Below are 21078 nucleotides of genomic sequence, written 5' to 3'. Positions count from 1 at the left end.
TCATTGATCCTCTGTTGGAATTCAGACTATGCCCCCTCTGATTCGCTTACTCGCCAGTTTCATCGCCCTGATGATGGCCATGGGCATCGGGCGTTTCGCCCTGACGCCGCAATTGCCGCACCTGCTCAGCGAAGGTCAGATCGACCTGACCGCCGCCGGTCTGATTGCGGCGGCCAACTACCTCGGCTACTTCGTCGGTGCGGTGGACGCGATGTTCTCTCGCCGCCCCGAGCAAGTCCGCCGGCGCCTGCTGGGTGGCTTGTGGCTGTGCGTGCTGCTGACCCTGGCGTCGTTCTGGGCCAATGGCTTTTGGTCGCATCTGGTGCTGCGTTTCGGCACCGGTGTGGCCAGCGCCTGGGTGTTGGTGATGATCACCGCGTTGAGCCAGCCACTGGCCGCAGCAGCCGGTCGTCCACGGCTTGGCGCGCTGGTGTTTGCCGGACCGGGTCTGGGGATTTTTCTGACGGGGTTGTTGGCCTTGGTATCGAACCTGCTGGGGCAAACCTCCGCAACCTTGTGGCTGATACATGCCGGCGTCGCTCTGGTGATGCTGTTGGGAATTCTGCCGTTCCTGCCGCAACCGACCGCCACGGCGGCAGCAGCACCGACCGTTACTACGCCAGGTCACCAAGGCATCGGCCGTTTAGGTGTGATCTATGCCCTGTACGGTTTGGGCTACATCATCCCGGCCACTTTCCTCTCGCAAATGGCGAATGCGCAGTTTCATGGTCAGTGGATGGCTGATCTGTTCTGGCCGTGCTTTGGCCTGGCGGCCGCTATCGGCGTGGTGCTGGTGAGTTTGCGTCGACATAACCCGAACGCTACCCGTCATTGGCTGATGGCGACGTTGTGGCTGCAAGCCGCCGGGGTGTTCGCCTGCCTGTTGGGCAGCGGCCCTGGCCTGGCATTGGGCGTGATCCTTTGCGGTACGCCGTTCCTGGCCTGCATGCAGCTGGTGATGCAACGCTCCCGGGAACTGGCGCCCCACGCCACGCAGCGCAACGCCGGGCTGCTGACCGCGTGCTTCGCCGTGGGCCAGCTCAGTGGGCCGTTGCTGGCGGCGTTGAGCAGCCACTTCAGTGGCGGATTGCAGCTAGCGCTGGTGTTCGCTGGCTGTGGTTTGCTGGTGGCGGGCAGTTTGCTGCTAAGCCCGGTCACTGCTGCCCGAGGGCTTTGCGCAAACGACGGCGCACCCACTGCTCAGCGCTGACAAAGGTGATACCCAGCAGCACTAGCACCGCACCGATGACGAAGTTGAAGCTCAGCGCTTCGCCCAGCAGCACTACGCCGAACGTGACGCCGAACAGCGGTGTCATGAACGAAAACACGGCCAGGTTCGCCGCCAGGTAACGACGCAACAGCCAGAACCAGGTCAGGTAACTGAAAAACGACACCACCAATCCCTGAAACAACACACTGGCCACCGCCACACTGGTCAGGCTGACATGGGTGACCTGGCCGCTGAGGACCGCGATCAGCAACAGGCCAACGAAACCGACAATCAATTGATAGAACAGCGTCAGGGTCACCGGCGCTTCCGACAGGCGCGAAGCGCGCACCACCACGGTGGTCGCCCCCCAAGACGCGCCGGCCAGTACGCCCAGCGCATCGCCCATCAACATACGGTGATCGAGGTTGTCCCAGGAAACCCCACCGGCAAACGCGATGGCGATCCCGACGAAGGCGAGGAAAATCCCCAGCCACTGGACCGGCCTTAAACGCTCACTCGGCAATAACCAGTGAACGCCCAATGCGGTGAAGATCGGCGCGGTGTAAAGGAACACCGACATGTGCGCGGCCGTGGTCAGTTGCAAGCCTTCGGAAATGAAGAAGAACTCCAGGCCAAAAAGCGCGCCCGCCAGTAGTCCACCGCGCCAGGTGTTGCCCACTTGATCCCAGCCGCCCTTCCAGCAGATCAACAATCCTACGAGCAACGCGGAAATACCCGAACGCCCGGCGGCCTGCATGACCGGCGCGATGTCTGGCGCCGCCCATTTGATCATCACCTGCTGAATACCCCAGATCAGGCACAACCCAATCATCACTTGCAGGGCAAATCCGTCGGCGCTGCGCCGGGTGGTGCTCACCGGAACACCTCGACAACATAAAACATGGCAGTACTCGCAACAGGGGGCTGGCGCGAGGTCAGCTCAGTTCAATGCGATCGGCATGAATGACAATCTGGCCGTTCTTGTACATCGCACCGATGGCCTTTTTGAAGTTGCCCTTGCTCACACCAAACATACTGCTGATCACCGTCGGGTCGCTCTTGTCGCTGACCGGCAGGCTGCCATTGTTTTCGCGCAATTTGGCGAGAATCTTCGAGTTCAGGCTGGTGGCGGCTTCTTCGCCGACCGGTTGCAGGCTCAGGCTGATCTTGCCGTCGGCACGGACTTCTTTGATAAAGCCCTTCTCTTCTTTACCGGCGCGCATGAACTTGAAGATTTCGTTCTTGTGGATCAGGCCCCAGTGCTTGTTGTTGATGATCGCCTTGAAGCCCATATCGGTGGCTTCGGCAACCAGCAAGTCAACTTCCTGGCCAGGGGTGTAGGTGCCCGGGGTCTTGTCGAGGTAGCGGTCCAGACGCGCCGTCGCGGTGATGCGGCGGGTGTGCTTGTCGAGGTAGACGTGCACCACGACATACTCGCCGGCGGTCATCTGGCGCTTTTCTTCGGAGTACGGCAGTAACAGATCCTTCGGCAATCCCCAATCCAGGAAAACACCGATGCTGTTGACTTCAACGACTTTTAAACTGGCGAACTCACCGACCTGAACTTTCGGTTTTTCGGTAGTTGCGATGAGTTTGTCATCACTGTCCAGATAAATAAAAACATTGAGCCAATCTTCATCTTCGCTGGGAATATCTTTGGGAATATAACGATTAGGCAGGAGGATTTCGCCCTCCGCGCCACCGTCCAGATATAAACCGAAGTTAGTGTGTTTAACCACTTGCAAACTGTTGTAGCGCCCGACTAAAGCCATTTCCAATACCCTCATTGCGTGGGCGGCATTCTACCCGGTTTTGCGGGCCGCGTTTGCTGGCCAGCCCGGTGGCGGTAGAAAATCCTCTGAAGGGCTTAATTTTCCTGGGGTTTACCGCAACGGCCTGGCCGCTCGTCAGGCCGATCCGGCGACTTGCGCACCTGTCAACCAAGCAGAAAACTGTGTTTTTTCACGATCGTTCTTAGTTAAAACAGCAGCTTAGAGGGTTATCAAGAACAATAACTTGCTATAAATGCTTCATCTGCCCTGTGTATTTCGGGGGGATATTTGCCAAGCAATTGTCAAGTATTTCCTGTACGATGCCTGGCCAAGTTAATTTTCTATAGGTTAATGGCCGCCATGCGTGTAAAAGCATCCAACAGCAAAGCAAAGCCAGCTCCAGCCGTTGAAACCAGCGAATCGATCAACAACCAGATTGCTGCGTTCCTCAAGTCCGGCGGGGAGATCCAGCAAATTGCCAAAGGCGTGAGCGGCCAGACGTTCGGCCCGTCCAAGCAGATCACTCTGGGCAAGAAGTAACTTCCCCAAGATCCGCCGCGTCACCTGGTCCCTAAGCGCTTTGAGCTTCGAAGCGCTTGGACTGGAACCCCCCTCGCAACACCCCGCCAACCACATCAATATTTCAAAAATCGACGAACGGCCTTCGATGCCGAGCATTCGCCGGTATGCTTGCACACGTCTAGATCAAGCGTTTCAGTAGGTTTTTGTTCCTGCCCCTCGCTGTCATGGAGTGACGCATGCTCAAACCCTCCTGTTTATTGCTCGGCACCCTGCTGTCGTGTTCGGTCGCCAATGCGCAAATCTTTCAGCGTGAACTGGGCGACTTCGATCTCAAACTCGGCACCACCCCCAGCCGCAGCATGGCCCAAGGGCTGGTCAAACCTTCCAGCACCGGTTCGTTCCACGGTGGTCTCGACCTGAGTCACGACAGCGGTTTTTACGTCGGTCAATGGGCTCCGAGCATGGGGTTAACGCCAGGGGCCAACCTTGAAGTCGACTCCTACCTGGGCTTTAAACAGCCTTTCGATAATACCCTCGGGTACGAAGTCGGCATGATCCATTACAGCTATCCGGAAGTGGACACTCTCGACAGCCAAGAGCTTTTCGGTGGCCTGACCTTTCTGGGCAGCCGTTTTGGCGCAGCCTTCAGCAACGACCCGGACAAACAGAACAGCACCGTATTCGCCGACCTCGGTGGCAATCAGCCGTTCGGCATCGGGATCAGCATGAAATACACCACCCACCAGCTCAACACGCCGGTGTCCGTCGACGGTGGATATGTAGGCAATTTCACCGACTGGTCAGTCCAACTTTCCCGCCCGTTCATGGGCGTCGATCTGGACCTGATCTACAGTGACTCCAGCTTGAGCGGCAGCAGCTGCTCCGCCTATTCCGGGCGCAACAGCCAATGCGACGGGCTGGTCACCCTCAAGGCTGAACGCGCCTTTTATTGATCGGCTGAACTGCATGGCTCATTCTGCGCTCACATAGAGAAGCCAATTAAAGAAACCAGACCTTCGCAAAGGATTCGCCCATGTCGCGCTGGTTGAAGTATCTCGCCCTCGTTATCACCCTCAGTCTCGCCCCCGGTGCGTGCAGCCGCGTGGGCTTGGCCTATCGCAACCTCGACGTGATTATTCCTTGGACGCTCAGCGATTACCTGAACATGCACGGGGAGCAGAAAGATTGGTTCGACGAGCGCCTCAAAGAGCACCTGAGCTGGCATTGCACCACGCAACTGCCGAGTTACCTCGACTGGCTGGACCGCTTGCAAGTCATGATCGAGACCAACCAGGTCACCGACGCCGCGCTGCAAACCCGCATCCAGGAAGCCAAAGCCGCCATCGCCCAGACCGCCCGGGAAATCACCCCGTCGGCCATTGAGCTGTTACAGGGGCTGGATGACAAGCAAGTCGCAGAGATGAACGACTCCTTCGCCAAGGACCAGAACAAACGCCAAGAGCGTTACCTTAAACCGTCCCTCGATCAACAAATCAAGGGACGTGGCCAGCGCATGGAAAAACGCCTGAATGACTGGCTCGGCCCGCTCAGCGCAACCCAGCAGCTACGCGTTGTCGCATGGTCAACCGCCTTAGGTGACCGGAATACGCAATGGATCGCCAACCGTGCCCATTGGCAGAAGCAGTTCAGTGCAGCGGTTGCGCAGCGCCAGAGTCCAGAATTCCCACAGCGCATCGAGACGCTTCTGGTGAATCGCGAGAGTCTATGGACGCCCGCTTACCGTCAGGCCTTCGCCAATACCGAAGCCCAAGCACGGGGATTTTTAGTAGATTTGATGGCCGAAAGCACGCCGGAACAGCGCCAGCAGCTGCTGAAGAAAATAGAAGGGGTGCGCAAGGACTTCAATGATTTGAACTGCCTGAAAGCCGCCAAGCAAGGCTAAGCCAACACAAGTCAAATGTGGGAGCGAGCCTGCTCGCGAAGGCGGAGTGACAGTCGACATCACTGCTGTCTGCCGCACCGCATTCGCGAGCAGGCTCGCTCCCACACTGGTAGTCGGTGACCGTCAGGCAATCTGCGCCTTCGACGCCACCTCATCAAACGTCACCTCATCCAGCGCATCTTCCTGCTCATCCAACACCTGCCGCGGATGGTCATTGCCCGGAATGCTGCTGTCGATCAGGCTCAATAAACTCGAGCCCCGCGCCGTCAAAATGTAATTGGAGCCGGTGCCACCCTGCTCCTCTGGCCGAGGCTCGATATAACCGCGCGCCAACAGTAACTTTTCATACTCACCGGCCACCGCTTTCAGGTGATCCAGGTTTTCAGTCTGCTCGCCTTCCGACGCTTTCTCCGCCGCGTACTGCTCGGCATACGGTCGCGGCGTAAAGCTGGCCTCTCCGTGTTGCACTTCATGCAGCAAGCGTTCAATCAAATCCCAGTTGTAAGTTGTCATCCTGATTCAACCTCCAAAGCCTGTGAGTGAGATGGCCTTCTTAAGTTGTGACCGGCGCGGCTCGAAGCCGTTCAGCCAAGGTTTTTACGTGTACCGACCGGCGGCATGTCGAATTGGACGTAGGCCAAACGACTAGGCTGTGTAAGTCACCTCCCAGCACCCTGCAGGAGAATCCCAATGAACATTCAGAATCATCCCGTCGTCTCCCGAGAAGAATGGCTCGCCGCCCGTAAGCAACACCTTGCCCATGAAAAAGCCTTCACCAAAGAACGCGACAGACTCAGCGCCGAACGCCGGGCCCTGCCCTGGGTGAAAATCGACAAGGACTACCATTTCCAGGGCCCGAACGGCGAACTGAAACTGGCTGACCTGTTCGGCGGCCTTAGCCAGTTGGTCATTTACCACTTCATGTTTGGCAAAGGCTGGGACGAAGGCTGCTCCGGCTGCTCGTTCCTGTCCGACCACATCGACGGCGCCAACCAACACCTGGCCCAGCATGACGTCGCCGTGGTGGCGGTTTCCCACGCACCGTTCGCCGAATTCCAGGCCTTTAAACGGCGCATGGGCTGGAAATTCGACTGGGTGTCGTCAGAAGGCTGCGATTTCAACTACGACTTCGGCGTCTCGGCCCGAGCAGAAGACGTCGCCGCCGGTAAAGCCACCTACAACTACGAAAAATCCGACGGCGCCGAAGAAGAACTCCCCGGCCTCAGCGTGTTTTTTCGCAATGAAGCGGGCGAGATTTTTCACACCTATTCCACCTATGCCCGTGGTCTGGACATGTTGGTCGGCGCCTACAACTACTTGGACCTCACACCCAAGGGTCGCAACGAAGAGGAAATCATGGAATGGGTAAAGCTTCACGATCAGTATGAAGACAATTCCTCAGCGGGCTGCTGTCATGGGGGGTAGAGCATCTACCGGACACACTATCCCCAAACACCGCAAATCCACTGTGGGAGATTCTATGTTGCAGGGGAACCCTGCAGTCTTGAAGTCGGCTGGTATTCGCTCTGGTTTTTCATGAGAGCGAATGCCACCCGGCAAAGTTTGCGGGCGAGGATGACCAGGGCCTGGGTTTTAGCCAAGCCTCTGCCACTGAACTTTTCCCACATCCCACCCCTCAACCGGGAACCCGCCTTAACCGGAAATGAGGCTCACCCCAATGAAAACCCTGCTGAAACTCACCCTCGCCACCACTATCGCCTGCGCCCTTCCCGTCTGGGCCTGCACCCCTGAGGAAGCCACCATCAAACGCGAACAATTGGCCAAGGAGGTCACCAAACTCACCGAGCAGAACCCGGCCAAGGCCAAGGAGATCAACGCTGAGTTGCAGAAGATGGATTTGGGCACGGCAAGCGCTGATCTGCCGGACAAGTGCCAGTTGATCGATCAGCGATTGAAGGAGTTGGGAGCGGCGGAGAAGAAAGCCGACAGTTGAGCGGTTTCAGTAAATCCCGAGCATAAAAAAACCGGACACGTGTCCGGTTTTTTTATTAGGCGAACTACCGCGCTTTATTCAGCAGCCGGCGCTTCCGGCTTGCGGCGCTTGAGCGGCGCCATGCCGTCCTTGCTGACCAGCGACAGGGCGTCGGTCTTCGGGCGGTTGGCAATCTTGCGCTTGGTCGGGGCCTTGGCGCCGGTTTTCTTCTTGTCGCCTTTGGCGTCGACCTTTTTCTTCTTCACGCCAACGGCTTTGCCCGAGGCCTTGACCTTTTTCGGTCCGCCGTAGGTGCCTTTGACTTCCTTGATGGTGCGACGCTCGAAGCTCTGCTTGAGGTAGCGCTCGACGCTCGACATCAGGTTCCAGTCGCCGTGGCAGATAAGCGAGATGGCCAGGCCATCGTTGCCGGCACGGCCAGTACGACCGATGCGGTGAACATACTCGTCGCCGCTGCGCGGCATGTCGAAGTTGATCACCAGGTCCAGGCCATCCACATCGAGGCCGCGAGCGGCGACGTCGGTGGCCACCAAGATTTTCACGCCGCCCTGCTTCAGGCGATCGATGGCCAGCTTGCGATCCTTCTGGTCTTTGTCACCGTGCAGGACGAACGCTTTGTATTCCTGCGCCACCAGGCGGCCGTAGATACGGTCGGCCATGGCCCGGGTGTTGGTGAACACGATGGCCTTCTGGTAGGTCTCGTTGGCCAGGAGCCAGTTCACGATCTGTTCTTTGTGCTGGTTGTGGTCAGCGGTGATGATCTGCTGACGGGTGGTCGCGTTCAGATCGCTGACGTTGTTCAGCTGCAGGTGCTCAGGGTTGTTCAACACCTTGGCGACCATCTCGCGCAAGCCCGAACCGCCAGTGGTGGCGGAGAACAGCATGGTCTGCTGGCGGTTGGTGCACTCTTGCACCAGACGCTGGACGTCTTCGGCAAAGCCCATGTCGAGCATGCGGTCGGCTTCGTCGAGAACCAGCACTTCGACTTCTTTGAGGTCGAGGTTGCCGGCGTTCAGTTGCTCGATCATCCGGCCCGGCGTACCGATCAGAATGTCCGGCACCTTGCGCAGCATGGCGGCCTGGACCTTGAAGTCTTCACCGCCGGTGATCAGGCCGGACTTGATGAAGGTGAACTGAGCGAAACGCTCAACTTCCTTGATGGTTTGCTGGGCCAGCTCGCGGGTTGGCAGCAGGATCAGGGTCTTGATGCTGACGCGGACTTTAGCCGGGCCGATCAGACGGTTGAGGATCGGCAAAACGAATGCAGCGGTTTTGCCGCTGCCGGTTTGCGCTGTCACCCGCAGGTCACGCCCTTGGAGCGCCAGCGGAATAGCCGCTGCTTGCACAGGCGTTGGCTCGACAAATTTAAGCTCGGCCACGGCTTTGAGCAGGCGTTCGTGCAGGGCGAATTGGGAAAACACGGGTGCTACCTCGAAGAAATACAAAAAAACAGCTGCATAGGGTAACGGTTTCGAGCGCCGAGGCCGAGTTTCTTTATACAAACGGCGCTAAACAGTGGTTTTTTGTTGCGTCTTTATCCCCAAACGTCATCCGAAGCGTCTTAAATGCTCTAATCGCCCCGTCGCGTCCTACAGAAGAACAGTTTTTGCCCATGGATATCAAACAGCTCTGGCTCAACGTCCAAGACCTTTGGGGGGCCCTGGATCAGCATCCACTCCTGCATTCAAGCCTCGGGTTGCTGCTGTTGCTGGTGGTAGCGCTGGCCCTCGGACGAGTGGCGCGCTATCTGATCCTGCATGCGACCAAAATGCTTGGCCGCCAACCGGCGCTGCACTGGGTCAACGATTTACGCCTCAACAAGGTCTTTCATCGTCTGGCGCAGATCACACCCTCGCTGGTGATCCAGTTCGGCTTGCACCTGGTGCCGGAGTTGGGCAAGACCAGTCTAATCTTCCTTGGCAATGCGGCGCTGGCGTTCACCATTCTATTCCTGGTGCTGGCCATCAGCGCCGTGCTCAACGCCCTGCTGGACATCTATGCGCGCACTGAGCATGCCCGCACCCGCTCGATCAAAGGCTACGTGCAACTGGCGAAAATGGTCTTGTACGTGTTTGGCGCGATTATCATTGTCGCGACGCTGATCGACCGTTCGCCGCTGTTGCTGCTGTCGGGTCTGGGCGCCATGTCGGCGGTGATTTTGTTGGTCTATAAGGACACGCTTCTGTCGTTCGTCGCCAGTGTGCAGCTGACCAGCAACGACATGCTGCGGGTCGGCGACTGGATCGAGATGCCGCAAGTCGGCGCCGACGGTGACGTGGTCGACATCACGCTGCACACGGTCAAGGTGCAGAACTACGCGTGAGTTACAGCCATCTGTTCAATATTGTGAGTTGTCCCAATCGACATGGACTACCTCGCACAGCACGAGATTTTCGCCTCCCCCCCTGCGCCAGCGTTGCGTTAGCGACGCAAAGTAGTGCTAGCGCGAAGAAGTGGCTGGGAAGAAGAAGGAGCGTCATTAGACTGGAAGAGGGAAATGATGGCGGGATCACTTACTAAGCAGCATTGCACTGCGGTTAGCTAACGAGGGAACGAAATTAGGTATGCGGCACATACTAGCTACCGCGATGGTTCATCCCTTCCGCGCTCATTTCCATTTCCGGACTTAAAGTACCTAACCATGCGACAAGACAAATTATGATGACTGCCATTAAAAATTCGAGTGTCATGCTGCGGCGCAAGGCATTGACCGCGACAGAGTATTCTCCATTTCGAACTGACCGCTCCAATACCGGACTTAGGTGAAAGCGGTTCAGCGTGGCTAACACGATCATCCCGGCAAAGAGCAGGATCTTCAAAAACAGCAGTACACCGTACGTACTGAGCATCACTTGATCGAGATTTGGACCGATGACAAACAGGTAATTCACTACGCCTGTGATGCTTATGATCACTACGATCACAGCGCCGGCCGATTCAAAACCAGTCAGCACCCGTGCGAGAATTTGAGCTTCTTGTTCGCCCTTTAGCGATTTCAACCGCAGCAGTAGAGCGAATGCCGCTAGAGCACCCAACCAGCCACCTGCGGCTAAAAGATGGGATATATCGGTGATGAAATGCCAGTAGCGTCGGCTGCCTTCATCCATGGCGCCGTGCCCTGTCCAAGCCAACGTCGCCAACGCAATCGCTCCGCATACGGTGACGATCCAGAGACTGGGTGTTGGAAATCGCTTATTCAACGCGACGCCAATAATTGCCATCACCAAGGCAGCTATTCGGACCATCCAGGTCAACCCGACGTCGGTCCCCATGAGGACCATTTCAAAAATATGGTGATGTAGCTCCATAAGCTCCGACACACCGCTCATTGCTTTCGCAAGCAACAACATGGCGACAAGGGATAGAGCTACACCTGCGACAGAAGCACCGTAAAGAAGCGACTCAAAATTCAAGACCGTGCCCGATACTCTTTCCTTTCCCCTGAGGCTGTACAAGCCGAAAATTGCCAATCCGAATAACAGCATCAGGTCGAAATAAAGAGCAAAGCGAACCACAATATTTATTGAGTCGCTCATAAATCATTTCACTTTAAATGAGAAGTTGCCGGTGATCGGGTGAGTGTCCGAGGAGACAGCACGCCATTCGACTTTGTAGGTACCGGTGGTCAAAGGTGCTGCCGGTGTAATCACCATCGTTTTCGGATCACCGCCACCAGCGACGGCGGCCTTAACACCCATTGGGGAGTTCGGCATGCCAGGCATATCGGTCATGATCAGTTTTGCACCGGAAAACTGAGTGGTGAGATTCTCAGAAAAGTGCAGTTCAATTTTCGAAGGGGCCGCCGCATCCGAGCCTTCTGCCGGAGTGGAAGAAAGGAGCTTTGGATGTGCTTGAGCAACTGCACTCAGAAGCAAACCAGCGGTAAGTGCAACAGCTACGGTGGTAGTTTTAAGGAATGACATGCAAGACTCCTCACAGCAAGAGCTGTTGATTCGAGGTTTGTTTGGGAATACCTAATTTTTTACTTTTCGATTCTTGTTAAAACCACTGATGATTAGCTAGTAGCCTCCGTGTTCTAGGGCAGGTTAAACACGAGAAACTCACCAGACCCCAACGTCACAGTGCAAGAGCACGATGCCACACGAACGAAAACTGTTCGATTACATTTCAGTCAGCTTGACGCGGTGTTTGGCCTCGACTTGGCGGGCGTAGCGAGACTTAAAGACGAGACCGCGTGCCCGCGATACTAGGGTTTTCACTCATTCAAAAATAACGAAAGTGGACGCTGGGCGCAGGCTGGGAGATCGCCGTTGATCACAAATGCGCCGCTGTTCAGCTGACCTTCAAGTCAACACTAGGAAACTCTAGATGAAAGGCCGTTTTCCCGTCACATGACGTACACCAGATCTTGCCATCATGCGCCTCAATAATTGATCGAGTAATCGACAGACCTAGCCCTGCGTTGCTTGGACTCCCTTCTCGCCGCGCTGGGTCCACGCGATAAAAACGATCGAAAAGCTTTTCAAGGTGTTCGGGGGCAATGGGTTCTCCGTGGTTCTCCACGACGACCAATACCGACATCTCCTTCTGGAGAATTTCGACATTTATCGTCTTCCCTTCAGAGGTGTAGCGAAGCGCGTTAGAGAGCAGGTTAGAAATCGCTCTGTGGAGCATAAGGACATCGCCTCGAACGCTGCCCCTTCCTGAAACCTTGAGTTCAATCCCTCGCTCATCAGCCAGAAGGCGGTAGTACTCAAGCAATTTTTCCACGACTTCCAATAGGTCTATTGGTTTGTTCTCGTGTGTGATCAGACCGTTGTCAGATTTCGCCAGAAAAAGCATGTCATCAATCATCCGACTCATACGCTTCAAGTCATCAAGATTGGAGTACAGGTTGTCTTCGTAGTCCTCAATATCCCTTTTTCTAGAGAGTACTACTTCGGTATGGGTCATCAGATTGCTGACCGGTGTGCGCAGTTCGTGAGCAATGTCCGCAGAAAAATTTGATAACCGGACAAAAGCATCATCCAGCCTGGATAACATCGCATTAAACGACAGCACCATCTGCTGAAGCTCTTTTGGAACGGGCGCTAACGGAATGCGCTCTTTAAGTGATTTAGCAGACATCGACGCAGCGACCTTGGTCACCTGCCGAATAGGACGCATACCACTGCTTGCAACCATCCAGCCCAGTGCGGCACTGACGAGCGCGCTGATCACCAGCCCTATCCAGAACCATCGCTCAAGCGTCTCGAAGAAGGACATATGCTGAGTAACGTCAAAGATCAAAATCACGGTCAATGGGTTGTCTTGCCCCGTAACGATGGCTTGTGCCGTCACGCCACGGAACATTTGCTCTTGGTCTCGCCATTCCCAGACATTGTTGTTTGTGGTCGTGCGGAAACTCTCCGGAACATTTACTGGCCCAGGATCAGCGAAAAGCAATCTCCCATCACTGTCCAGGATTAGGGCCGTCAAATCACGGTGAGCACCGAGCAACGCCTGTAACTCAGGCTTTAAGTCGTCGAATTGGTCGATATTGTTCAGCTCTCCCAAAATTCTTTTGGTCGAATGGAGCTTTTCGTTCAGTGCCTGCTGATCCAGCATTTTGAAGTGATGCTGGCTGAGGTTATTGAAGCTGAGGCCGGCGACGGTGAGCACCGCCGTTACCGCAAGCATGAACATCAAACTCATGCGGGTGGTCAGGGATAGACTATTCATTCCGATTCCGAATCAGGTGCATCGAGCATGTAGCCCATACCACGGCAGGTCTGGATCAGCTTGACCTCAAAATCGTCATCGATCTTCGCCCTGAGCCTGCGCACCGCAACCTCGATTACGTTGGTATCGCTGTCGAAGTTCATGTCCCAGACTTGCGAGGCGATGAGCGACTTTGGCAGGACTTCGCCTCGGCGACGGAGCAGAAGTTCCAGTAGCGCGAATTCCTTGGCCGTAAGATCTATGCGTTTGCCTCCCCGGATAGCCCTGCGCTTGAGCAGATCCACCTCTAGATCGGCCAATTTCATATGGGTTTGCGAGGGCACGTTATTACCGCGACGGAGCAGCGTCCTGACCCGAGCTAGCAACTCAGAAAATGCGAAAGGCTTGATCAGGTAATCATCTGCCCCCAACTCAAGCCCCTTGACTCGATCTTCAACGCGGTCTCGCGCTGTCAGAAAAAGTACCGGGACGTCCTTCCCTGACAAACGCACCTTCTGAAGGATCTCCCACCCATCCAGGCCCGGCATCATGACGTCTAATATCAGCAGGTCATATGCTTCGCTCAGGGCATGTTGCAGGGCCTCTGTACCGTTGGTAAAACGATCAACATTGAACCCAGCTTCCGTAAGGCCCTGTTGCAAATAGATACCTATTTTCGGTTCGTCTTCAGCAACCAGAAGTCTCATGGTGTGGCTCTCAATGTGATGATGAGGCTAAGTTTGCAACGAATCAGCCGAACCAACCAGCAACTGACAGAAATGTAATCCTGGCTTCAGGTAGATGTCAGCCAGCGTTGTCTAGGGTTTGAACATGAACACTTTCAAGTGCTCAATCCGGCTCTCCAGCGAGAAGAATCCTAGGGAGTCTGACAACATCCCTATCAAGGAGCTGCCCCATGAACTCTCTCAAAACCTTGTTTCTGGTTGGCTCGATCCTGCTCTCGACCTCGGTATGGGCTGAGGGCGGCGGAGATCGAGTGATAGTACGCATGGAAAACATGCGGGATAAAGCCGTAGTCGTTCTGATTCAAGCCGAAAAAGCCCCCGAGGGACAACGCCATGCGTACATGACAGAGCATATGAAGATGCTCAGCGATCTTATGAGCGAACGTCACAAGGATCATCCCGACGCATCGATGACGCCTCAACAGCACCTCGCCTGGATGGAGAAGCACGACAAAATCGTCGATGACGTTTTGAGCCAAATGCAACGCGAACACAAACTGATGCTTTCAGAAAAACATCAGTAAAGGCTCTATCTTAGAGGTTTCCGCACTTTATCCAGGTCACAAACGGCGTCACTTCGACGCCGTGTTTTATTTCAGAAACTGACAGAAATGTAGTGTTCAGGTCAGTTAACTGGCAGTTAAGTTTCCTTAGCATCACCAGTGCTACCCACTTTCCCTTTGAGGTCACTATGAAAGCTAAATTTGCTATCCCGGTTTGCGCTGCAATTGCCCTTTTCCTCGGTTCTACAGCCATAGCTAGCGTTGGCCACGGGAAGGATGACATTGGTCAGCCTGGAGCGGCGGCCGAGGTTACCCGCACGATTGAAGTGAAGATGGGCGATATCTCCTTCGTGCCCAAAAACATCGATGTCAAACCTGGAGAGACGGTTCGCTTCGTCCTGCGCAACGAAGGCTCGCTGCTGCATGAATTCAATATCGGCAAAGCGGCTGCCCATGCCGCGCATCAAAAAGAGATGGCAGCTATGTTCCAGAACGGCACGCTCAGTCCTACCGGACATGGGCAAGCGATGAGCGATATGGGACACAGCATGGGGGGGATGAAGATGGTCGGGATGGAGCACAACGATCCCAACAGCGTGCTGATTGAACCAGGCGCAACCAAAGAGCTTATCTGGACCTTTTCCAAGAGCACAGGCCTGGAGTTTGCCTGCAATGTACCGGGCCACTATCAGTCGGGAATGGTGGGTCAGTTTGAAGTGAAGTAAAGCGTGGATTGATCGATATCACAGCCTCAAAGCGTGCGTTGACTACTCTCAGTCACAGATGTCACCGCAACTCTTGCAGGGACAGAAGGAACTCAATCATGACTAACCATCCGCATTCGGTTGAAAACGCCCCTCCACCCTTCTGGAGGAGCAAAACGGGCGTCGTACTGATCATGCTGGTTGTGATCGGCGTTTTCTACGTGGTCCGGGAACACTTCGGCCATGTCTCACCTTATCTGCCATATCTGATTCTGTTGATCTGTCCGTTGATGCATTTTTTTGGGCACGGTCATGGCGGCCATGGCCGACACGTGAGTTCGGAAACCAACAAGGATGATAAGGGAAACTAGTCATGCCTCACGCCACGAGTCACCGCGACCATGATCACGCCCATCAGGTAACCCCCCAGGATGGAGGTCTACGCGATCCAGTGTGCGGCATGTCTGTTACCCCGCCGAGCAAGTTCAGTGAGCTTTATGAGAGGCAGACATACCAGTTTTGCAGCCTGAAGTGCCAAGAAAAGTTTCGAGCTGATCCTGATCGCTATATCGAGAGCCCGCCGGGTGCCGAACACTCTAGCCTACCAGAGCCGCAGGCGGGCACTGAGTTCACTTGCCCCATGCACCCAGAGATACGTCAGCCAAGTCCCGGCAACTGTCCTAAATGTGGCATGACATTGGAGCCAGTCATGCCAGCGCTTGGGGAAGAGGAAAATCCCGAGCTAAAGGACTTTACCCGTCGCTTTTGGTGGTCGTTGCCATTAACCGTGATAGTGACCGTGCTCGCCATGGCGGGACATTCATTACACCTCTTCTACGGAACCACACAGAACTGGGTGGAGCTGGTCCTTGCAACCCCGGTGACCCTATGGGCCGGTTGGCCCTTTTTTGTGAGGGGTATCGCGTCCATTCGTCATCGCAGTCCAAATATGTGGACCTTGATTGGTTTGGGGACAGCGGCAGCATATCTTTATAGCGTCGTAGCCACCCTGTTTCCCCTGAGTTTTCCCGCCACCTTTATGCAAGATGGGCGTATAGGCGTCTATTTCGAAGCCGCAGCAGTGATCATCTCGCTGACTTTGTTCGGGCAGATGCTTGAACTCAAAGCTCGATCACAAGCGTCTGCGGCTATTAAGTCTCTTCTTGGTCTGTCTCCGAAAACCGCACGCAGGATCAATACCGATGGCACGGAGGAAGACATCCCTCTGACGCATGTGCATAAGGGTGATCACCTACGGGTAAGACCGGGTGAAAAAGTTCCGGTCGATGGCTTGGTACTGGAGGGCGAAAGCGCGATCGATGAGTCGATGCTGACTGGCGAGCCCGTACCAGTGATGAAAGGAAGCGGAGATAGCCTGATCGGGGCCACGCTCAATACCCATGGCAGCCTGGTCATGGAAGCGCAAAAGATTGGAGCCGAAACCGTGCTATCTCAAATCGTGCAGATGGTGGCCCGTGCCCAACGCTCTAAAGCCCCCATGCAGCGTATGGCGGACGCCGTTGCTGGTTACTTTGTGATGGGGGTTATCGTGATTGCCCTGCTGACTTTTCTGGGGTGGGGGCTGTTCGGTCCTGAGCCCAGTTGGGTCTTCGGCCTGATTAATGCGGTCGCCGTGCTGATTATTGCCTGCCCCTGTGCTCTGGGGCTCGCGACGCCCATGTCGATCATGGTTTCCACGGGAAAAGCGGCCAGTATGGGCGTGCTGTTCAGAGATGCCAGTGCCATCGAGAACCTTTGCAAGATCGACACAATGATTGTCGATAAGACCGGCACCCTGACAGAGGGGCGTCCGGTGTTTCACAGCGTGGAGGCTGCACAGAACTTCGACCCCAATGATGTTCTTCAACTGGCTGCCAGTCTGGATCAAGGCAGTGAGCACCCTCTGGCTCACGCAATCGTTGATCACGCCCGAGCTGAAAACCTTGTATTGAGCAAACCCGAATCGTTCGAGTCCGGATCTGGGATTGGTGTCAGCGGTCTGGTTAGCGGCAAGAAAATCCAACTGGGCAATACCGCGTTGATGGAAGCAGCAGGCGTGAGTATCAGGCCGCTCCAATACCGTGCAGAGCTGTTACGACTTGAAGGTATCAGCATCATCTATGTTGCGGTCGACGGAGTACTGGCGGGGTTACTCGCAGTGTCAGATCCGATCAAGCCAACCTCCAAAGAGGCTGTCACCAAGCTCAAGGCTGACAATGTAAAAATCATCATGGCCACTGGTGATGGTCTCACCACGGCACGAGCTGTAGCCAAGGAGATGGGCATTGAAGAAGTCCACGGTGAAGTGAAGCCTCAGGACAAGGAGCGTTTGGTCGCGGACCTTCAGAAATACGGCCGGCGGGTTGCTATGGCTGGCGACGGCATCAATGATGCGCCTGCCTTGGCCCGAGCAGATGTGGGCATCGCCATGGGGACTGGGACAGACGTCGCGATGAACAGCGCGCAACTGACTCTGGTTAAAGGCGACTTGATGGGAATTCTTCGAGCGCGGGCCCTTTCTGTCGCGACAGTAAAAAACATGCGGCAGAACTTGGGCTTCGCCTTTCTCTACAACTCGATGGGTATCCCGCTCGCAGCAGGTCTACTGTATCCACTGACCGGACATCTCTTATCACCGATGGTCGCGGCCATCGCGATGAGCGTGAGTTCAGCATCCGTGGTTTTCAATGCCTTGCGGCTGAGGAACACCCGAATAGATTGAGACTTGGACACCATTTAAACGGTGCAGACAACCCTTGACCTTCCTATCGTGTCAACGTTGATGCTGTAACTGCGGCCAAAGAGGCCGATCAACACGAGAGGAATAACTATGTTCGTCTTAGACGTATCAGGCATTGGTTGCGGTAGCTGTGTTAGCAAAATTACCAAAGCCATTCAGTCGTTGGATAGCGAGGCAGCTGTTTCGGTGGATCGTGCTGCCGGCAAGGTCAACGTTGAAAGCATCGAAAGCCCAGAGCGAGTCCGCGCTTCTGTTGAAGCGTTGGGTTTTCCTTCCATGGTCAGCGCCTGAGGCGGTGATCTGCTCCAGCGTTAACGCCCTCACGCACAGACTCTCCCTGGGCTGACGGCTTCAGCACCCAGGTGCTCACGGATATGCCCTTCAAGCACCTCTGCCATCAATCCGCTCACCGCGCCTCTCACCGCTGCAATCTGTTGCAAAACAGCAGAACACTCTACTTCCTGCTCCAGCGCTCGCTCCAAAGCCTCCGCTTGTCCCTTGATGCGTCTGACGCGAGTCAGCAGTCGTTTCTTGTCGTGGATGGTATGCGGCATAGGGCTGTTCCCTCCCCATGGATCTGACGGGTGAGACATGAGTTCCCATGCGCTGGCTCTGGGGCTTGCTGTCCTGGCCTATGCGGCGGCAAGACGATTTTCCAATGACACCCGCTTTGCGTTTGGGACTTGGAAAATGGAATTCTAGGGGGTTACACCAGCGCGATCCTGCTGATCATGGTGGCGGGGTTGATGCTCTATCAATCGATTGAACGGTTGATATCCCCCTCAGCGATTCACTACGACCAGGCTATCGCCATCGGTGTTGTGGGCTTGCTCGTGAATATCGCTTGCGCCTGGTTACTCAAGGATGGTCATGTCCACACACATCATGACCACGATCATAGGCATGGGCATGGGCATGGGCATGGGCATGGGCATCATGACTTGAACCTGCGCTCCGCCTACATGCATGTCTTGGCGGATGCCGCTACTTCGGTGCTCGCCATTCTGGCTTTGATCGGGGGTAAATTTAGGGGGGGCCGCGTGGCTTGAACGTCATGGGTATTGTTGGTGCCGGCTTAGTCGCGAGTTGGGCCTACGGCTTGATTCGTCAAACCAGCCGCGTATTGCTGGATGCCGAAATGGACGCCCCTGTCGTTGCGGAGGTCCGGGAAGTCATCGACTCCAGCCCTATTTCTGCACAGATTAGCGACCTTCATGTATGGCGGGTAGGCAAAGGGAAATATGCCTGCATCCTGACTTTGACAACTGACCAAAATGCGACACCCGCATACTTCAAAGACCTCTAGTCAGTGCATGAGGAGCTGGTTCACATCACTGTTGAAATCATCAAACAGCTCGTTCTAACATCGCAGCATAGTGAGCAGGTCGATCAGGGTAGCGGCGTTTTTCAAGGTGGTATGCGCCGACCGATGCAGCATGACATTTTCTTTCATCGGCGCGGCGCAGGAATCGACTTCGGCAACACCATATTCATGGTTTTTCGTTTGCTTTAATCCACCGATCGAGTTCAGCAATTTCCTTCTTCTGTGCGGCAATTATGTCCTTGGCCATACGGAGCATCTCCGGATTTTTCCCGTTCTTGAGTTCAGTTTGCGCCATCTCGACTGCCATTTGGTGGTGCATGCGCATGTTGGCCGCGAAGTCATAATCCACATCACCGGTCATGGACATGCCGCCCATTTGTTTCATCATCTTCGAATGATCCTTCTGCTCGGAAGGCATCTGCATCGCTTCGCTTTTCGTGGGTTCTGCGGCATTAGTCCACGTCGGCGCTGCTGCCATTACCGCGACAGCCATCGCTATCCCCCTCATCGACAAAGTGAATCGGCTAGAGCTGTTGTGCTTGATAGGCTGTGACATTGTAAATCTCCTGTTATAGGCCGGAGGGTTGGCACATGTATGCCATTGCCCCCAAGCACGGTATTGCTACTTTCTGTACCTGAATGGTGGTTCAACTAACCCTGGGCGCCAGCCATTTTTCGGCAGCTCTCTACGCATTCGCCGCAGGCCCTGACGTAATCTTCCATACCACCGACCTGTTCGCAGCCCTTGGCACAGGCCACATACTCGGCGCAAACCCCGCAAACGTGGTGGTGAAAGGTGTAACCACTCAACAAGAAATGGGTCAACGTCTGACAGATTTCGATCATTAGGCTTCAATGTTCGGCCTCAGAGTGTTGACCCCCGCCTCAAGGCAATGGGTCATCGATGTATTCAGACAGGTTTGTGGCAGTGGCTACACCCAACGATGCGATGCTGCTGGCATTGGAGAGTGTCCATGTGAGAGATCATCGGGCGGTCATAGCTATGTTCTCCATTGCATTCAAGGAAAGACAACGCTAGCAGTGGTACTGAGACCAGCGGCATTCGACAATTTCCATTAAAAACAGCTGATCATTTCGGACTGATCGCGAGTAAGGATATTGCAGACGAATACCTAGCTGTAATCCGAGCCAGATGCTGTTTCATGCGCTCAGGTTGACCACATACCCAAGTGCTCATATTTCACCCTAGACGGACATAAGCGGACAGTCGACTGAAAGTAAGATTACATTTCTGTCAGCTTCTGGTTGGTTAGCACTTCGTTACGAATGAAGTTTAGTAACGTCCGCCGTCTATAACGGACGAAACACAAACCACAATATGTGCGCTGTTAGGCATGCCCTTAACAGCGCAAAGGTCTGCCTGACACATAAGTAATGTTAGCGAAAACTATCCTGACACCGGGAGGTAGGACGAGAGATTCTCCCTGATTACTCACTTTGTCGGGCAACCCGCCACCTATCACTGTGTCAGCCAAGTAGTTGTCTGGCGAGCTGCTCCACAGTGTAGACAAGGGCGCAATTCGAGAAGGAAATCGAAACCTGACACAACGGTAATGCTCACTTAAGGCTTCTGACAGGAGGAGAGTTTTAAGATTACGTCGTTTCTTGAACTCATCCCCCACGAATCACGTCTTGATGTGGATTCAACGGGGTAACCAAATCTCATCCGAGGATACCCAAATGAAATCCATGAAAACCCTGTTTGTCATCGCAGCCTTGACCGTCTCTTCTCTGGCGATGGCCGAAGGCGGCAGTGATCGCACAGTCGCACGCATGGAAGCGGCCAGGAAGGAGTCAATGGAAGCGTACCAAGTTGCCCAAAAGCAAGGCACCCAATCCCCCGTAGCCGAGAGAAAAGCAAAAACGGCCGACCACGCTAATTGCTGAATAGCCTGGCGCATCCCCAAGCTGACAGAAATGTAATCACCATAGTGGTTCAAATGTGGCAATTTCCAAGCTCGCCTGCCGTATGGACTTTCGTCTTTGGCGGCAGCGGGCAAGGCTCAGGAGGTTTCAAG

At 55.0% G+C, this 21078-nt stretch carries 22 protein-coding genes and 3 pseudogenes; 14 read left to right on the top strand and 11 right to left on the bottom strand.

Going from position 1 to position 21078, the window contains the following annotated elements:
- Window positions 1-28: 28 nt before the first annotated feature.
- Window positions 29-1210, top strand: coding sequence for an MFS transporter (locus ACYZTX_RS09930; protein ID WP_462033915.1), 1182 nt, complete (start codon window positions 29-31; stop codon window positions 1208-1210).
- On the opposite strand, the gene ACYZTX_RS09925 is transcribed toward ACYZTX_RS09930, so the two are convergent.
- Together ACYZTX_RS09925 and ACYZTX_RS09920 are read right to left on the bottom strand one after the other, a co-directional pair.
- Window positions 1155-2087: a DMT family transporter gene (locus ACYZTX_RS09925; protein ID WP_462033914.1), complete on the bottom strand. Its 933-nt coding sequence runs from the start codon at window positions 2085-2087 to the stop codon at window positions 1155-1157. The two genes, ACYZTX_RS09930 and ACYZTX_RS09925, sit on opposite strands and share 56 nt — an antisense overlap.
- Before the next feature lie 58 nt (window positions 2088-2145).
- Window positions 2146-2982: a CvfB family protein gene (locus ACYZTX_RS09920; RefSeq protein ID WP_462033913.1), complete on the bottom strand. Its 837-nt coding sequence runs from the start codon at window positions 2980-2982 to the stop codon at window positions 2146-2148.
- A 351-nt stretch (window positions 2983-3333) separates the two neighbouring features.
- Between ACYZTX_RS09920 and ACYZTX_RS09915 the strand changes: the two genes are divergently transcribed.
- The 3 genes from ACYZTX_RS09915 (at window position 3334) to ACYZTX_RS09905 (ending at window position 5407) form a co-directional block, all read left to right on the top strand.
- A complete protein-coding gene (locus ACYZTX_RS09915; RefSeq protein ID WP_017337097.1) occupies window positions 3334-3522 on the top strand; it encodes a hypothetical protein in 189 nt (62 codons plus the stop codon).
- 218 nt (window positions 3523-3740) lie between these two features.
- The gene (locus ACYZTX_RS09910; RefSeq protein ID WP_462033912.1) at window positions 3741-4457 is read left to right on the top strand and encodes a TorF family putative porin; all 717 of its coding nucleotides are present in this window, start codon (window positions 3741-3743) and stop codon (window positions 4455-4457) included.
- Between the two features lie 80 nt (window positions 4458-4537).
- On the top strand, window positions 4538-5407 hold the full coding sequence (locus ACYZTX_RS09905) for a DUF6279 family lipoprotein (RefSeq protein ID WP_462033911.1): 870 nt from the start codon (window positions 4538-4540) through the stop codon (window positions 5405-5407).
- A gap of 123 nt (window positions 5408-5530) precedes the next feature.
- On the opposite strand, the gene ACYZTX_RS09900 is transcribed toward ACYZTX_RS09905, so the two are convergent.
- Window positions 5531-5920: a transcriptional regulator gene (locus ACYZTX_RS09900; protein WP_462033910.1), complete on the bottom strand. Its 390-nt coding sequence runs from the start codon at window positions 5918-5920 to the stop codon at window positions 5531-5533.
- Window positions 5921-6097: 177 nt separating this feature from the next.
- On the opposite strand from ACYZTX_RS09900, the gene ACYZTX_RS09895 reads away from it, so the two are divergent.
- Window positions 6098-6832: a DUF899 domain-containing protein gene (locus ACYZTX_RS09895; RefSeq protein ID WP_462033909.1), complete on the top strand. Its 735-nt coding sequence runs from the start codon at window positions 6098-6100 to the stop codon at window positions 6830-6832.
- 53 nt (window positions 6833-6885) lie between these two features.
- Here ACYZTX_RS09895 and ACYZTX_RS09890 read toward each other — a convergent pair.
- Window positions 6886-7014 (bottom strand): annotated as a pseudogene (locus tag ACYZTX_RS09890) (IS110 family transposase); the annotation flags it as partial.
- A 71-nt stretch (window positions 7015-7085) separates the two neighbouring features.
- Between ACYZTX_RS09890 and ACYZTX_RS09885 the strand changes: the two are divergent.
- Window positions 7086-7361, top strand: a complete 276-nt coding sequence (locus ACYZTX_RS09885) for a hypothetical protein (RefSeq protein WP_462033908.1) — start codon at window positions 7086-7088, stop codon at window positions 7359-7361.
- Window positions 7362-7435: 74 nt separating this feature from the next.
- Here ACYZTX_RS09885 and ACYZTX_RS09880 read toward each other — a convergent pair whose 3' ends face one another.
- Complete coding sequence (locus ACYZTX_RS09880) at window positions 7436-8782, bottom strand: DEAD/DEAH box helicase (RefSeq protein ID WP_064679181.1); 1347 nt, start codon at window positions 8780-8782, stop codon at window positions 7436-7438.
- Between the two features lie 191 nt (window positions 8783-8973).
- Here ACYZTX_RS09880 and ACYZTX_RS09875 point away from each other — a divergent pair.
- Window positions 8974-9678 (top strand): annotated as a pseudogene (locus ACYZTX_RS09875) (mechanosensitive ion channel domain-containing protein); the annotation flags it as partial.
- A gap of 259 nt (window positions 9679-9937) precedes the next feature.
- On the opposite strand, the gene copD reads toward ACYZTX_RS09875, so the two are convergent.
- The 4 genes from copD to ACYZTX_RS09855 form a co-directional block, all read right to left on the bottom strand.
- On the bottom strand, window positions 9938-10897 hold the full coding sequence (copD, locus tag ACYZTX_RS09870; RefSeq protein ID WP_462033907.1) for a copper homeostasis membrane protein CopD: 960 nt from the start codon (window positions 10895-10897) through the stop codon (window positions 9938-9940).
- A 3-nt stretch (window positions 10898-10900) separates the two neighbouring features.
- Window positions 10901-11284 (bottom strand): copper homeostasis periplasmic binding protein CopC, encoded by a 384-nt coding sequence (gene copC / locus ACYZTX_RS09865; protein WP_017737057.1) that lies wholly within the window; start codon window positions 11282-11284, stop codon window positions 10901-10903.
- Between the two features lie 370 nt (window positions 11285-11654).
- Window positions 11655-13043, bottom strand: a complete 1389-nt coding sequence (locus ACYZTX_RS09860) for a heavy metal sensor histidine kinase (RefSeq protein WP_462033906.1) — start codon at window positions 13041-13043, stop codon at window positions 11655-11657.
- Window positions 13040-13729, bottom strand: coding sequence for a heavy metal response regulator transcription factor (locus ACYZTX_RS09855; RefSeq protein WP_462033905.1), 690 nt, complete (start codon window positions 13727-13729; stop codon window positions 13040-13042). Before ACYZTX_RS09855 ends, ACYZTX_RS09860 begins: the two co-directional genes overlap by 4 nt.
- A 209-nt stretch (window positions 13730-13938) precedes the next feature.
- On the opposite strand from ACYZTX_RS09855, the gene ACYZTX_RS09850 reads away from it, so the two are divergent.
- The 5 genes from ACYZTX_RS09850 (at window position 13939) to ACYZTX_RS09830 (ending at window position 18006) form a co-directional block, all read left to right on the top strand.
- Window positions 13939-14292, top strand: coding sequence for a co-regulatory protein PtrA N-terminal domain-containing protein (locus tag ACYZTX_RS09850; RefSeq protein WP_462033904.1), 354 nt, complete (start codon window positions 13939-13941; stop codon window positions 14290-14292).
- A 167-nt stretch (window positions 14293-14459) separates the two neighbouring features.
- Entirely contained in the window at window positions 14460-14996 is a 537-nt protein-coding gene (locus ACYZTX_RS09845) for a cupredoxin domain-containing protein (protein WP_462033903.1), read from the top strand.
- 98 nt (window positions 14997-15094) lie between these two features.
- Complete coding sequence (locus ACYZTX_RS09840; RefSeq protein ID WP_462033902.1) at window positions 15095-15346, top strand: DUF2933 domain-containing protein; 252 nt, start codon at window positions 15095-15097, stop codon at window positions 15344-15346.
- A gap of 2 nt (window positions 15347-15348) precedes the next feature.
- On the top strand, window positions 15349-17697 hold the full coding sequence (locus ACYZTX_RS09835; RefSeq protein ID WP_462033901.1) for a heavy metal translocating P-type ATPase: 2349 nt from the start codon (window positions 15349-15351) through the stop codon (window positions 17695-17697).
- A gap of 108 nt (window positions 17698-17805) precedes the next feature.
- On the top strand, window positions 17806-18006 hold the full coding sequence (locus ACYZTX_RS09830; protein WP_462033900.1) for a heavy-metal-associated domain-containing protein: 201 nt from the start codon (window positions 17806-17808) through the stop codon (window positions 18004-18006).
- A gap of 29 nt (window positions 18007-18035) precedes the next feature.
- Here ACYZTX_RS09830 and ACYZTX_RS09825 read toward each other — a convergent pair whose 3' ends face one another.
- Window positions 18036-18269 carry a metal/formaldehyde-sensitive transcriptional repressor gene (locus ACYZTX_RS09825; RefSeq protein ID WP_462033899.1) on the bottom strand — a complete coding sequence of 78 codons (234 nt, stop codon included), beginning with the start codon at window positions 18267-18269 and terminating at the stop codon, window positions 18036-18038.
- A 37-nt stretch (window positions 18270-18306) separates the two neighbouring features.
- Between ACYZTX_RS09825 and dmeF the strand changes: the two are divergent.
- Window positions 18307-19084: pseudogene (gene dmeF / locus ACYZTX_RS09820) on the top strand (CDF family Co(II)/Ni(II) efflux transporter DmeF); the annotation flags it as partial.
- Window positions 19085-19205: 121 nt separating this feature from the next.
- Here dmeF and ACYZTX_RS09815 read toward each other — a convergent pair.
- Entirely contained in the window at window positions 19206-19595 is a 390-nt protein-coding gene (locus tag ACYZTX_RS09815) for a DUF305 domain-containing protein (protein WP_462033898.1), read from the bottom strand.
- Between the two features lie 1145 nt (window positions 19596-20740).
- Between ACYZTX_RS09815 and ACYZTX_RS09810 the strand changes: the two genes are divergently transcribed.
- Window positions 20741-20947 (top strand): co-regulatory protein PtrA N-terminal domain-containing protein, encoded by a 207-nt coding sequence (locus ACYZTX_RS09810; protein WP_462033897.1) that lies wholly within the window; start codon window positions 20741-20743, stop codon window positions 20945-20947.
- Window positions 20948-21078 lie beyond the last annotated feature (131 nt).

The organism is Pseudomonas sp. MDT1-17, assembly GCF_054898105.1.
The sequence above is the reverse complement of the archived record's forward strand: the minus strand, read 5'-3'. Positions and strand labels throughout refer to the sequence as shown.